Source organism: Puerhibacterium puerhi, assembly GCF_009846865.1.
Classification (GTDB): domain Bacteria; phylum Actinomycetota; class Actinomycetes; order Actinomycetales; family Cellulomonadaceae; genus Puerhibacterium; species Puerhibacterium puerhi.
Genome location: NZ_WUWN01000008.1, coordinates 1 through 13,773, shown reverse-complemented (window position 1 = coordinate 13,773; position 13,773 = coordinate 1). Strand labels below are relative to the sequence as shown.

12 protein-coding genes are annotated in these 13,773 nt (G+C 72.6%); 8 read left to right on the top strand and 4 right to left on the bottom strand.

Annotation, left to right across the window (positions count from 1 at the left end; genetic code table 11):
* Positions 1 to 21: 21 nt before the first annotated feature.
* Genes GSF02_RS06500 through sdhC form a run of 4 tightly spaced genes read right to left on the bottom strand, consistent with a single transcriptional unit; the run spans position 22 to position 3,471 of the window.
* Positions 22 to 789 (bottom strand): succinate dehydrogenase iron-sulfur subunit, encoded by a 768-nt coding sequence (locus GSF02_RS06500; protein ID WP_159793970.1) that lies wholly within the window; start codon positions 787 to 789, stop codon positions 22 to 24.
* Positions 789 to 2,621, bottom strand: a complete 1,833-nt coding sequence (sdhA, locus tag GSF02_RS06495; RefSeq protein WP_159793968.1) for a succinate dehydrogenase flavoprotein subunit — start codon at positions 2,619 to 2,621, stop codon at positions 789 to 791. Before sdhA ends, GSF02_RS06500 begins: the two co-directional genes overlap by 1 nt.
* 20 nt (positions 2,622 to 2,641) lie before the next feature.
* Complete coding sequence (locus GSF02_RS06490; protein ID WP_159793966.1) at positions 2,642 to 3,088, bottom strand: succinate dehydrogenase hydrophobic membrane anchor subunit; 447 nt, start codon at positions 3,086 to 3,088, stop codon at positions 2,642 to 2,644.
* Entirely contained in the window at positions 3,088 to 3,471 is a 384-nt protein-coding gene (sdhC, locus tag GSF02_RS06485) for a succinate dehydrogenase, cytochrome b556 subunit (RefSeq protein WP_159793964.1), read from the bottom strand. Before sdhC ends, GSF02_RS06490 begins: the two co-directional genes overlap by 1 nt.
* Positions 3,472 to 3,780: 309 nt before the next feature.
* Here sdhC and GSF02_RS06480 point away from each other — a divergent pair, with 309 nt between their 5' ends.
* The 8 genes from GSF02_RS06480 to GSF02_RS06445 all read left to right on the top strand — a co-directional run bounded on the left by GSF02_RS06480 (position 3,781) and on the right by GSF02_RS06445 (position 13,560).
* Entirely contained in the window at positions 3,781 to 4,950 is a 1,170-nt protein-coding gene (locus GSF02_RS06480) for a mannose-1-phosphate guanylyltransferase (protein WP_159793962.1), read from the top strand.
* The gene (locus GSF02_RS06475) at positions 4,947 to 6,203 is read left to right on the top strand and encodes an amidohydrolase (RefSeq protein WP_159793960.1); all 1,257 of its coding nucleotides are present in this window, start codon (positions 4,947 to 4,949) and stop codon (positions 6,201 to 6,203) included. The genes GSF02_RS06480 and GSF02_RS06475 overlap by 4 nt, the downstream gene beginning before the upstream one ends.
* A 141-nt stretch (positions 6,204 to 6,344) precedes the next feature.
* On the top strand, positions 6,345 to 7,442 hold the full coding sequence (locus tag GSF02_RS06470; protein ID WP_159793958.1) for a BMP family lipoprotein: 1,098 nt from the start codon (positions 6,345 to 6,347) through the stop codon (positions 7,440 to 7,442).
* A gap of 116 nt (positions 7,443 to 7,558) precedes the next feature.
* Entirely contained in the window at positions 7,559 to 9,082 is a 1,524-nt protein-coding gene (locus GSF02_RS06465) for an ABC transporter ATP-binding protein (RefSeq protein WP_159793956.1), read from the top strand.
* Positions 9,079 to 10,443, top strand: a complete 1,365-nt coding sequence (locus GSF02_RS06460; RefSeq protein WP_159793954.1) for an ABC transporter permease — start codon at positions 9,079 to 9,081, stop codon at positions 10,441 to 10,443. The genes GSF02_RS06465 and GSF02_RS06460 overlap by 4 nt, the downstream gene beginning before the upstream one ends.
* Positions 10,440 to 11,738, top strand: coding sequence for an ABC transporter permease (locus GSF02_RS06455; protein ID WP_159793952.1), 1,299 nt, complete (start codon positions 10,440 to 10,442; stop codon positions 11,736 to 11,738). Before GSF02_RS06460 ends, GSF02_RS06455 begins: the two co-directional genes overlap by 4 nt.
* 2 nt (positions 11,739 to 11,740) lie before the next feature.
* Positions 11,741 to 12,220: a cytidine deaminase gene (locus GSF02_RS06450; protein WP_159793950.1), complete on the top strand. Its 480-nt coding sequence runs from the start codon at positions 11,741 to 11,743 to the stop codon at positions 12,218 to 12,220.
* Positions 12,217 to 13,560, top strand: coding sequence for a thymidine phosphorylase (locus tag GSF02_RS06445; RefSeq protein ID WP_235915408.1), 1,344 nt, complete (start codon positions 12,217 to 12,219; stop codon positions 13,558 to 13,560). The genes GSF02_RS06450 and GSF02_RS06445 overlap by 4 nt, the downstream gene beginning before the upstream one ends.
* Positions 13,561 to 13,773: the final 213 nt, after the last annotated feature.

Here is a 13,773-nt window from a genome sequence, read left to right as displayed (position 1 = left end):
AGCCCGCCGTCGGCGAGAGACTCAGAAGGCGCGGGTGATCATCGCCCGCTTGACCTCCTGGATCGCCTTGGTGACCTGGATGCCGCGCGGGCAGGCCTCGGTGCAGTTGAAGGTCGTGCGGCAGCGCCACACGCCCTCCTTGTCGTTGAGGATCTCCAGGCGCTGCGCGGCGCCCTCGTCACGGCTGTCGAAGATGAAGCGGTGCGCGTTGACGATGGCGGCCGGGCCGAAGTACTGGCCGTCGGTCCAGAACACCGGGCAGGACGACGTGCACGCGGCGCACAGGATGCACTTGGTGGTGTCGTCGAAGCGGGCGCGGTCCTCGGGGGACTGGATCCGCTCGCGGCTCGGCTCGTTCCCGGACGTGATGAGGAACGGCATGATCTCGCGGTAGGAGGCGAAGAACGGCTCCATGTCGACCACGAGGTCCTTGACCACGGGCAGGCCCTTGATGGGCTCGACGGTGATCGGCTTGTCCGGGTTGACGTCCTTGAGCAGCGTCTTGCAGGCCAGGCGGTTGCGGCCGTTGATGCGCATGGCGTCCGAGCCGCACACGCCGTGGGCGCACGAGCGGCGGAACGTCAGCGAGCCGTCGTGCTCCCACTTGATCTTGTGCAGCGCGTCCAGGACGCGGTCGGTGGCGTGGGCCTCGACCGTGAACGTGTCCCAGTACGCGGCGTCGCCGTGCTCCGACTCCGGGTTGTACCGGCGGACCTTCAGCGTCACCTGGAACGTGGCGACCTCGGCGGGCGTCGTGTCCTGGGCGGGGGTGTCGAGAACAGCAGTCATCAGTACTTCCGCTCCATCGGCTCGTACCGGGTCTGGACGACGGGCTTGGAGCCCAGGACGACCTTGTAGTCGCCGAACTCCTCGACGTGGTCGAAGAAGCCCTCGACGTGACCGTCGGCGACGTCGGAGGCCGACGTCGGACGGCGGTACGCCATGGTGTGCAGCATGTAGTTGGCGTCGTCGCGCTGCGGGAAGTCCTCGCGGTAGTGGCCGCCGCGCGACTCCTTGCGGTTGAGCGCCGCCAGCACCGTGACCTCGGCGATGTCGAGGAGGAACCCGAGCTCGATGGCCTCGAGCAGGTCGGTGTTGAACAGCCGGCCCTTGTCCTGGACCGAGACGTTGGCGTACCGCTTCTGCAGGCCGCGGATGTCCGCCAGCGCCTGGGTCAGCGACTCGCCGGTGCGGAAGACCTGGGCGTTGGCGTCCATGGTCTCCTGCAGCGCGCGGCGCACGTCGGCCACGCGCTCGCCGTCGGGACGCTCGCGCATCTCCTCGAGCTGCGCCTCGACGCGCTCGGCCGGCTTCTCGGGCAGCGGGAGGTACCGCGCCGTCCTGGCGTACGCGGCGGCGGCCCGGCCGGCGCGCTTGCCGAACACGTTGATGTCGAGCAGCGAGTTGGTGCCCAGGCGGTTCGAGCCGTGCACCGACACGCACGCCACCTCGCCGGCGGCGTACAGGCCCTTGACGACGTTGTGGCTGTCGCGCAGCACCTGGCCCTCGACGTTGGTCGGCACGCCGCCCATCGCGTAGTGCGCGGTCGGGTAGACGGGCACGGGCTCGGTGTACGGCTCGACGCCGAGGTAGGTGCGCGCGAACTCGGTGATGTCCGGGAGCTTGGCGTCGATGTGCGCCGGCTCCAGGTGCGTCAGGTCGAGCAGCACGTAGTCCTTGTTCGGCCCGGCGCCGCGGCCCTCGCGCACCTCGTTGGCCATGGACCGGGCGACGATGTCGCGCGGGGCCAGGTCCTTGATGGTGGGGGCGTAGCGCTCCATGAAGCGCTCGCCCTCGCTGTTGCGCAGGATGCCGCCCTCGCCGCGCGCGGCCTCCGACAGCAGGATGCCCAGGCCGGCCAGGCCCGTCGGGTGGAACTGGAAGAACTCCATGTCCTCCAGCGGCAGGCCGCGGCGGTAGGCCAGCGCCATGCCGTCGCCCGTGAGCGTGTGGGCGTTCGACGTCGTCTTGAAGATCTTGCCGGCGCCGCCGGTGGCGAACACGATCGCCTTGGCCTGGAAGACGTGGATCTCGCCGGTGGCGAGGTCGTAGGCGACGACGCCGGTCGCGTTGACCTCGTCCTCGTCGCTCAGCACCTCGGTGGTGAGGTCGTGGTCGGTCAGCAGGTCCAGGACGTAGAACTCGTTGAAGAACTCGACGTCCTGCTTGACGCAGTTCTGGTAGAGCGTCTGCAGGATCATGTGACCGGTGCGGTCAGCGGCGTAGCAGGCGCGGCGCACCGCGGCCTCGCCGTGGTTGCGGGTGTGGCCGCCGAACCGGCGCTGGTCGATCTTGCCCTCGGGCGTGCGGTTGAACGGCAGGCCCATGCGCTCGAGGTCGAGCACCGCGTCGATGGCCTCCTTGGCCATGATCTCCGCGGCGTCCTGGTCGACGAGGTAGTCGCCGCCCTTGATGGTGTCGAACGTGTGCCACTCCCAGTTGTCCTCCTCGACGTTCGCGAGGGCGGCGCACATGCCGCCCTGGGCGGCGCCGGTGTGGGAGCGGGTGGGGTAGAGCTTGGAGATGACGGCGGTGCGGGCGTCCTTGGATGCCTCGAGGGCCGCGCGCATGCCCGCGCCGCCCGCGCCGACGATGACGACGTCGTACTGGTGAGTCTGCATGGTGGGGCTCAGTCCTTGCTTCAGGAGCAGATCGACGGCAGGAGTTCGGCGGGCGAGTTCGCGGGGCACGGGTCGAAGGTGAAGATCACCAGCGTGCCGAGCAGGACCGTGACGGTGAACGCCAGGTACAGGAGGGTCTTGAGGATTCCGCGAGTCTTGTCCTTCGACGCGTAGTCGTTGATGACGGTGCGCACGCCGTTGGTGCCGTGGAACATCGCGAGCCAGAGCATCAGCAGGTCCCACACCTGCCACAGCGGGTTGGACCACTTGCCGCCGACGAACGCGAAGTCGATGGCGTGGACGCCCTCGCCGACCATGAGGTTGACGAACAGGTGGCCGAAGATCAGGACGACGAGCAGGACGCCCGAGGCGCGCATGAAGACCCAGCTGTACAGCTCGAAGTTGCCGCGCGTGGTCCGGCGGCGGGCGTAGGGGCTGCGGGGCGTCTCGACGACGGGAGCGGTCATCAGTGCCCACCTCCGAAGACGTTGATGAGGTGACGGGGCAGGAAGCCGGCCATCGTGACGACGAAGAGGCCGAGCACCACGTAGAGCATGACCCGCTGGTACCGCGGGCCCTTGGCCCAGTAGTCGACCAGCACGATGCGGATGCCGTTGAACGCGTGGAAGACGATCGCCGCGACGAGGCCGGCCTCGCCCAGGCCCATGATCGGCGTCTTGTAGGCGCCGATGACGGCGTTGTAGGCCTCGGGGTCCACCCGCACCAGTGCCGTGTCGAGGACGTGCACGAGCAGGAAGAAGAAGATCAGGACGCCGGTCACGCGGTGCGCGACCCACGACCACATGCCTTCGCGGCCGCGGTAGAGCGTGCCGCCAGGTGCGTCAGGCACGGTGGGAGCCTCCAGTGGCTGAGTTCCGGCCGGTTCGCCGGGCTGGTCGTCGTCTCGGCGGCAGCGGCGGACGAGCGTCTGCGGCGACGTCACGCGCTGACCGTCTCGGGCCACTGTAATGACATCGGGTCGCGACGAGCGGCCCCTCGTGCGGCCACATCCTGGCTGTTCGCGGGGTTTGTGACCCATCCCACAGGGTTTGCTGTCGCCGCCGCGGGACGCGTCACCTCCCGGCGCGGTGGCCGCCGCCTGGGCGTCCGCTGGGCGGCTCCGCCGCCCGGTGCCGGCCGGCGTGCCTATCCTGCCTGCATGAGCCTGCCCGACCCTGCCCCCGATCGCGCCCCCGGTCGCGCCCCCGTCCCCGCGGCAGGCCCGGTCGACGGCTTCTACGCGATCGTCCCGGCCGGCGGGGCCGGCACGCGCCTGTGGCCGCTGTCGCGGGCCGGCGCACCGAAGTTCCTGCACGACCTCACGGCCACCGGCCGCACCCTGCTGCAGGCGACCGTCGACCGCCTCGAGCCGCTCGCCGGTCCCGACGGCGTCGTGCTCGTGACGGGGGAGCGGCACGTCGAGGCCGCCCGGGCGCAGCTGCCGGGGCTGGGTGACGACGCCGTGCTGGCGGAGCCGTCGCCGCGCGACTCCATGGCCGCGATCGGCCTGGCCGCCGCCGTCCTCGAGCAGCGGCACGGCGACGTCGTGGTGGGCTCCTTCGCCGCCGACCAGGTGGTCTCCGGGCAGGCCGCCTTCGCCCAGGCCGTGCGCGAGGCCGTCGTGGCGGCGCGCGCCGGCTACGTGGTGACCATCGGCATCGCGGCGTCGCGGCCGTCCGTCGCGTTCGGGTACGTGCGCAGCGGCGCGCCCCTCGGGCTGGGCGGGGCGCCGACGGCGCTGCACGCCGAGGGCTTCACGGAGAAGCCGGACGCGGCCACGGCCCGGGAGTACCTCGCCTCGGGCGAGTACCGGTGGAACGCCGGCATCTTCGTGGCCCGGACCTCCGTGCTGCTCGGGCACCTCGCCGAGCTGCGGCCGGCCCTGCACGCCGGCCTGCGCGAGATCGCCGCGGCCTGGGACACCCCCGACCGCGCGGCGGTGCTCGCGCGGGTCTGGCCCGGCCTGGAGAAGATCGCCATCGACCACGCGGTCGCCGAGCCGGTCGCCGCGACCGGCGGCGTGGCGGTCGTGCCCGGCACCTTCGGCTGGGACGACGTCGGCGACTTCAACTCGCTCGCCGCGCTGCTGCCGAGCGTCGGCGAGTCCGGCGACAAGGTGCTCGGCGCCGCGGCCGACGTGCTGCGCATCGAGACGGGCGGGAACGTCGTGGTGCCCGGCTCGGGGCGCACGATCACGCTCCTGGGGGTGGACGACCTCGTCGTCGTGGACACCGCCGACGCGCTGCTCGTGACCACCCGTGCCCGGGCCCAGCAGGTGAAGGCCGTGGTCGACGCGGTCCGGGAGAACGGCTACGAGGAGCTGCTGTGAGTGCGCCCGCAGGATTCGACGCGGCCCAGGCCGCGGGGCTCGTCCGCACGCTGACGGCCGGGCTGCGCGAGGAGCTCGTCGCGTTCCGCCGCGACCTGCACGCGCACCCGGAGGTCGCCCGCGCGGAGGTGCGCACCACCCAGAAGGTGCTCGAGCGCCTGCGCGCGGCGGGCCTCGACCCGCGGCCGCTCGAGGGCACCGGCCTCGTGTGCGACATCGGGCCCGACGGCCCCGCGGGCCGGCTCGGGCTGCGGGCCGACCTCGACGCGCTGCCCGTGCAGGACCGCTGCGGCTGCCCCTGGGAGTCCACGGTGCCCGGGGTCGCCCACGCCTGCGGGCACGACGTGCACACCACCGTGGTGCTCGGCGCGGGCCTCGTGCTCGCGGCGCTCGACGCCCAGGGCCTGCTGGCCAGCGGCGTGCGGCTGATCTTCCAGCCCGCCGAGGAGGTCATGCCCGGCGGGGCGCACGACGTGCTGGCCCAGGGCGTGCTCGACGGTCTCGACCGGGCCGTGGCGCTGCACTGCGAGCCCAAGCTCGACGTCGGTCAGATCGGCACCCGCATCGGGCCGATCACCTCGGCGTCGGACGCCATCTCCGTGACCGTCTCCTCCGGCGGCGGGCACACCTCTCGCCCGCACCTGACCGGCGACGTGGTCTACGCGCTCGGTCAGGTCATCACCCAGGTGCCCGGCGTGCTGGGCCGCCGGCTCGACCCGCGCTCCGGCGTGAACCTCACCTGGGGCTCGGTGCACGCCGGCAACGTGCACAACGCGATCCCGGCCAGCGGCACCGTCACGGGCACCCTGCGCTGCCTGGACGTGCGCGCGTGGGAGAAGGCCGGCCAGGTGCTCAACGACGCCGTCGAGCAGGTCGTGGCCCCGTACGAGGTGGACGTGACCCTGCACCACACCCGCGGCGTGCCGCCGGTCGACAACGACGAGCTCGTCAACGCCGAGCTCGAGCTGGCGGCGCGCGCGGTGCTCGGCCCGCAGGGCGTGGTGCTCACCGAGCAGTCGCTGGGCGGGGAGGACTTCGCCTGGTACCTCACCAAGCTGCCCGGGGCGATGGCCCGGCTGGGCACCGCGACGCCCGGTGCCCGCCGGTACGACCTGCACCAGGGCGACCTCGTGGTCGACGAGCGGGCCATCGGCGTCGGCGTGCGGCTGCTCGCCACGCTCGCGCTGAGCGCCGAGCGGCCCGCCGAGGCCGCTGACGGCGAGCCGCTCCCGGATGACGAGACGGCTCTCTGAGACGGCGTTGCGATGAGGTAACGAAGCGCTCGCGTGACGTCCCGGAAACACTGCGGTGACGCGCCGGTGACTAGGCTCCGGCGTTGATGGTGGCGTGGCCGCTGCGGCCGGGCCCGTTCCCTTTCTTCGACAGGAGCAACAGTGAAGAGGACTACGCGGTTCGCCGCGCTCGCCGGCGTGGCGGCGCTCGCCCTCGCGGCGTGCGGTCAGGCGCCGGAGGACAGCGGCAGCGAGGCGACCGGCGGTGCCGCCGAGTCGGACTTCCTGCCCTGCATCGTCTCGGACGCCGGCGGCTTCGACGACAAGAGCTTCAACCAGCTCTCCTACGAGGGCCTGCAGGCCGCGGCCGAGGGTCTGGGCACCGACTTCAAGCAGGTCGAGTCGCAGTCGGAGAGCGACTACAAGGGCAACGTCCAGTCGCTCGTCGACCAGGGCTGCAACACCATCGTCACCGTGGGCTTCGCCCTGTCGGCGACCACCGTCGAGTCGGCCAAGGCCAACCCCGACGTGCACTACGTCATCATCGACGACGCGGCCGACGCCGACATGGACGGCAAGACCGACGCCGAGAACATCAAGCCGCTGCTGTACGACACCTCGCAGGCCGCGTTCCTCGCGGGCTACCTCGCCGCCGGCTACTCGGCCGACAAGTCGGCCAAGGTCGGCACCTTCGGCGGTCAGCCCTTCCCGACCGTGACCATCTTCATGGACGGCTTCAAGCAGGGCGTCGACTACTACAACCAGACCAAGGGCACCGACGTCCAGGTCATCGGCTACGAGGGCGGCGACAAGGGCTCGTTCACCGGCGGCTTCGAGGCCAACGAGACGGCCAAGACGACGGCGCGCAACATCATCGACCAGGGCGTCGACGTGATCCTCCCGGTCGGCGGCCCGGTCTACCAGTCCGCGATCGCGGCGATCCAGGACTCCGGCCGCGACGTCGCGCTCGTCGGCGTGGACGCGGACTTCTACGAGTCCGACCCCTCGACCCAGGACTACGTGCTCACCTCGATCGAGAAGCGCATGGACGTCTCGACCGAGGAGGCCGTGACGGCGTCCGGCAAGGGCGAGTTCTCGGCCGAGACCTACGTCGGCACGCTCGAGAACGGCGGCGTGGACATCGCCCCGCTGCACAACTTCGAGGACAAGGTCGACCCGGCCCTCATGGAGGAGGTCGACGCGCTCAAGCAGCAGATCGTCTCCGGCGAGCTGGAGGTCACGTCGTACCTCGCCCAGTGACCGGGCGGGCACGCTGACCCCAGCCGTGCATGAATGGTCCCGGGCGGCCCACGCCGCCCGGGACCGTTCGCGTGCGGCGCACCACCACGACACACCCACCGCATCGGGAGAACCGCATGAGGCTCGAGCTGAAGGGCATCACCAAGCGCTTCGGAGCCCTCGTGGCCAACGACCACATCGACCTGGTCGTCGAGCCCGGAGAGATCCACTGCCTGCTCGGCGAGAACGGCGCCGGCAAGTCCACGCTGATGAACGTCCTGTACGGCCTGTACACCGCCGACGAGGGCGAGATCCTGCTGGACGGCGCCGTGCAGCGGTTCACCGGCCCCGGCGACGCCATGGCGGCCGGCATCGGCATGGTGCACCAGCACTTCATGCTCGTCCCGGTGTTCACCGTGGCGGAGAACGTCATGCTCGGCCACGAGCACACCCGCAGCGGCGGCCGGCTGGACCTGGAGGCGGCCCGCACCCAGGTGCGCGAGATCTCCGCCCGCTTCGGCTTCCACGTGGACCCCGACGCCGTCGTCGAGGACCTGCCCGTGGGCGTGCAGCAGCGCGTGGAGATCATCAAGGCGCTCGCCCGCGACGCCGACGTCCTGGTGTTCGACGAGCCGACGGCGGTGCTCACCCCGCAGGAGACCGACGAGCTCATGGCGATCATGCGCCAGCTGCGGGACGAGGGCGCCGCCATCGTCTTCATCACCCACAAGCTGCGCGAGGTGCGCGAGGTCGCCGACCGCATCACCGTCATCCGGCACGGCAAGGTGGTCGGCGAGGCCTCGCCGGCGGCCTCGGACACCGAGCTCGCCTCCCTGATGGTGGGCCGCGCCGTGGAGCTGACGGTCGCCAAGGACGAGCCCGTGCTGCGCGACAACGCCCTGGAGGTCGAGCACCTGCAGGTCACCGGCCCCGACGGGCAGGTGCTCGTCGACGACGTCAGCTTCACCGTCCGCGGCGGCGAGGTGCTCGTCGTCGCCGGCGTGCAGGGCAACGGGCAGACCGAGCTCACCGAGGCGCTCGTCGGCCTGCAGGAGAACGTCACGGGCTCGATCCGTCTCGACGGTCGCGAGCTCGTCGGCCGCTCGGTGCGCCAGGTGCTCGACGCCGGCGTCGGGTTCGTGCCCGAGGACCGCAACACCGACGGCCTGGTCGGCGAGTTCACCATCGCCGAGAACCTCATGCTCGACCGCGCCGACGGCGCGCCGTTCGTGCGCGGCGGCTCGCTGCAGCTCGCCACGCGCGACGCGTTCGCGCGGGAGAAGGTCGCGGAGTTCGACGTGCGCACCCAGGGGATCGACACGAAGGTCGGCCGCCTGTCCGGCGGCAACCAGCAGAAGGTCGTGCTGGCGCGCGAGCTGTCCCGCGAGCTGCGGCTGTTCGTCGCCGCGCAGCCGACCCGCGGCGTGGACGTCGGCTCGATCGAGTTCATCCACAAGCGCGTGGTGGAGACGCGCGACGCCGGCGTGCCGGTCGTGGTCGTCTCGACCGAGCTGGACGAGGCCGTGGCCCTCGCCGACCGGATCATGGTCATGTACCGCGGCCGCGTCGTCGGCATCGTGCCCAGCACGACGCCCCGCGACGTGCTCGGCCTCATGATGGCCGGCATCGCGCCGGAGAACACCGAAGGAGACGCGGCATGAGCAGCACCCCGACCCCGGGGTCCGCCGAGCGGCGCGACGCGGGCTCGCGACACGAGCCGGAGTCGCTGACGGACGCCCTCGGGCACACCGCGCCCGGGGCCGACCCGGGCCTGACCGAGGAGCTCCAGCAGGAGCTCGCGCGCCAGCAGCCGGAGGCTCTCGCGCCCGCGCCGGCCGGGGACGACCGCTGGCGCGAGGCGGCCCGGGAGATCTTCGCCGGCCGTCCGGCCGTCGCCGTCGGCGCCGTGGTGCTCGCGGTGCTCGTCGGCTCGATCATGATCGCCTTCACCGACGAGGGCGTGCAGGAGGCGAGCTCCTACTTCTTCGCCCGGCCCGGCGACACGTTCGCCGCGCTCGGCCAGGCCATCGGCGGCGCGTACTCGGCGCTGTTCCAGGGCGCCGTCTACAACTTCCGCGCCGACGGCTTCGCCCGCGGGATCCGCCCGCTGACGGAGACGCTCAACTACGCCACGCCGCTGATCGCCGCCGGCCTCGGCGTCGCCGTCGCGTTCCGCTCCGGCCTGTTCAACATCGGCGGCCAGGGCCAGATGCTGATGTCCGCCGCGGCCGCCGGCTGGGTCGGCTTCGGCGTCAGCGGGCTGCCGCTGTGGCTGCACCTGCCGCTGGCCCTCGTCGCCGGCCTCGCCGCCGGCGCGATCTGGGCCGGCATCGCCGGCGTCCTCAACGCCCGCACCGGCGCGCACGTCGTGATCGTCACGATCATGCTCAACTACGTGGCGCTGTACCTGCTGTCCTACCTGCTCGCCACGCCCGGCCTGCTGCAGGCGCCGGGGTCGGCCAACCCGAAGACGCCGCCGATGCTCGAGACGGCGATCCTGCCGCGCCTGCTCGGCGGGTCGTACAACCTCCACCTGGGCTTCCTGCTCGCGCTGCTGGCCGTGCTGGGCTCCTGGTGGCTGCTGAACCGCTCGAGCACGGGCTTCGCGCTGCGGACGGTCGGGGAGAACCCGCGCGCCGCGCGCGTGGCCGGCATCGACGTGCCCCGCGCCACCGTCACGGCCATGCTCCTGTCCGGCGCCCTCATCGGCCTGGCGGGCGCCACGCAGGTGCTCGGGTCGGTGACCACCGGCTTCTCGAGCGACATCGACGCGGGCATCGGCTTCGACGCCATCACCGTCGCGCTGCTCGGCGGCTCGTCGCCCGTGGGCGTGCTGTGGGCCGGCCTGCTGTTCGGCGCGTTCAAGGCGGGCGGCTCGGCCATGCAGGCCGGCGAGGGCATCCCGATCGAGATCGTCCTGGTCGTCCAGTCGCTCATCGTGCTGTTCATCGCCGCGCCGCCGCTCGTGCGCGCGATCTTCCGGCTCCCGCAGCCGGGTGCGAGGAAGAAGGTCTCCGCATGACCGCCGTGACCACCGACGTCCGGCCGGCGCCCGACGCGCCGGTCCAGCCGCGCACCGTCGCGACGACGTCGTACAAGACGCCCACGATCCTCGCGGTCGTGTCCGTGCTGCTGGCGGTGCTGCTGCTCGCGCAGCCGCACGCCGGCGACGCGCGGTTCGCGCTGTCCTCGGGCGCGGACTTCTTCCAGATCCCGGTCGTCGTGGTCCCGGCCATGGCGACCGCCTGGGTGTGCGTCGCGCTCATGGCGCTGCTGACGGCGTTCGCCTTCCTGCGGGCCCGCGGCAAGCGCAGGGTGCCCGGCTGGGCCGCCGCGCTGTTCGCGGTCCTCGGGCTCGTGGCGTTCCTCGCCTGGGCCGCCGCGGGCAGCCCGCGCGACCTGTCCGTCGTCGGCCTCATCTCCGGCGCCATCGCCCTGTCGATCCCGATCGTGTACGGCGCCCTGGGCGGCGTGATCGGCGAGCGCGCCGGCGTGGTCAACATCGCGATCGAGGGCCAGCTGCTCGCCGGCGCCTTCACGTCGGCGCTGGTCGGCTCGATCACCGGCAGCCCCTGGGCGGGCCTGCTGGCCGCCGTCGTCGCGGGCATCCTCGTGTCCCTCGTGCTCGGCGTCTTCGCGATCACGTACCGGGTCAACCAGGTGATCGTCGGCGTCGTGCTCAACGTCCTGGTCATCGGCCTGACCAGCTTCCTGTACTCGCAGCTGCTGGTGCCGAACGCCGAGACCCTGAACAACACCCCGCGCTTCGAGCGCATCGGCATCCCGCTGCTGGAGCGCATCCCGATCATCGGCCAGGCCCTGTTCAACCAGACGGTCGTCGTCTACCTCATGGTCGTGGCGACGTTCGCCGTCTGGTACGGCCTGTCCCGCACGCGCTGGGGCCTGCGCCTGCGCTCCGTCGGCGAGCACCCCAAGGCCGCCGACACCGTGGGCATCAAGGTCGAGGCGACGCGGTACCGCGCGCTGATCATCGCCGGCGGCGTGGCGGGCATCGGCGGCGCGTTCTACACCGTGGTGTCGATCGGCCAGTTCGGCAAGGAGATGACGGCGGGCGCCGGCTTCATCGCGCTGGCCGCGGTCATCTTCGGCAAGTGGGACCCGGTGCGCGCCGCGCTCGCCGGCCTGCTGTTCGGCTTCGCCTCCAACCTGCAGAACATCCTCAACGTGGTGGGCGCCCCCGTGCCCAGCCAGTTCATGCTGATGCTGCCGTACCTGGTGACGATCTTCGCCGTGGCGGGGCTGGTCGGGAAGTCGCGGGCGCCCGCGGCCTCCGGCGAGCCGTACGTGAAGGAGTGACGGTGACGACCGAGACCACCCCGACCGGTGCGCCGGCGGGCGGCCAGGCCGCGCCGGGCGGTGCGGCGGGCGTCGACTGGGCGGCGCTGCGCACGAGCGCCCGCGAGATCCAGGCGCGGGCGTACGTGCCGTACTCGCACTACCCGGTGGGCGCCGCGGCCCTCGTCGACGACGGGCGTGTCGTGCGCGGCTGCAACGTCGAGAACGCCGGCTACGGCGTGACCCTGTGCGCCGAGTGCGGCCTCGTGTCCGACCTCGTCGCGGGCGGCGGCGGTCGCCTGGTCGCCTTCGCGTGCGTCGGCGGCGACGGGCGCACCGTCATGCCGTGCGGGCGCTGCCGGCAGCTGCTGTGGGAGCACGGCGGCGCCGACCTGCTCGTGGACACCCCGCGTGGCATCGTCCCCATGACCGAGGTGCTGCCGCAGGCGTTCGACGCCGAGGACCTCGAGGTCGTCCAGCACACGCAGGAGGAGAACCCGTGAGCAGCCCTTCGAGCACCGGGCGCTTCGTCGGCATCCGGCCGGTCCCCACCGAGCTCTTCGACGCCGTCGACGTCATCCGCACCAAGCGCGACCGGCAGCACCTGTCGAGCGCCCAGATCGACTGGGTGATCGACGCCTACACGCGCGGCGTCGTCGCCGAGGAGCAGATGGCCGCCCTCGCGATGGCGATCTACCTCAACGGCATGAGCCGCGGCGAGGTGGTGCGCTGGACGCGCGCGATGCTGGCGTCGGGCGAGCGGATGGACTACTCGTCCCTGCGCCGGCCGACCGCCGACAAGCACTCGACCGGCGGCGTGGGCGACAAGATCACGCTGATGCTCGCGCCGCTCGTCGCGGTGTTCGACGTCGCGGTGCCGCAGCTGTCCGGCCGCGGGCTCGGCCACACGGGCGGCACGCTCGACAAGCTCGAGTCGATCCCCGGCTGGCGTGCCGCGCTCAGCAACGACGAGGTGCTGCGCCAGCTCGACGAGGTCGGTGCCGTGGTGTGCGCGGCCGGCCCCGGCCTCGCGCCGGCGGACAAGAAGCTCTACGCGCTGCGCGACGTCACCGGGACCGTCGAGTCGATCCCGCTGATCGCCAGCTCGATCATGAGCAAGAAGATCGCCGAGGGCACCGGTGCCCTGGTGCTCGACGTCAAGGTGGGCTCCGGCGCCTTCATGAAGGACCTCGCCGACGCCAAGGAGCTGGCCCGCACGATGGTCGACCTCGGCAGCGACGCCGGCGTGCGCACCGTGGCGCTGCTGACCGACATGACCACCCCGCTCGGGCTCACCGCGGGCAACGCGCTCGAGGTGCGCGAGGCGGTCGAGGTGCTCGCCGGGGGCGGCCCCGCCGACGTCGTCGACCTCACCGTCGCCCTGGCGGTCGAGATGCTCGCCGCTGCCGGGCGGCCCCAGCCGGCCGACGAGGTGCGCGCCGCGCTCGGCGACGGCCGCGCGATGGACGTGTGGCGCCGGATGATCGCCGCCCAGGGCGGCGACCCGGACGCGACGCTGCCCACCGCACGGGAGACCGAGCAGGTCGTCGCGGGCCAGGACGGGGTGCTGACGGCGCTGGACGCGTACGCCGTCGGCGTGGCCGCGTGGCGCCTCGGCGCCGGGCGCGCCCGCCGGGACGACCCGGTGCAGGCCGCCGCGGGCGTGGAGCTGCACGCCAAGCCGGGCGACGTCGTCACCGCGGGCCAGCCGCTGATGACGCTGCACACCGACACGCCGGAGCGGTTCGCCCGGGCGCGCCAGGCGCTCGACGGCGCGTGGCGGGTCGCCCCGGTCGGCAGCGCGGTCCGGCCGCGGTCCGTGGTGCTCGACCGCATCCACTGAGCCGGGATCTGGGCCGGGATCTGGGCCGAGAGCTGAGCCGGGAGCGAGACGACGTGCGCGGCTCCGCGGCCCGGGTGGCGGCGCTCGCCGGGCGCCTGGGGCGCCCGGACGTGCGCCTCACGACGCTGCTCGCGCGCGTCGGCGGGCTCGCCGGGCGGCGCCGCGTCGCGCCCGGTGGCCTCGGCGAGCCGGTCGCCGCCGCTCCGTCCGCCG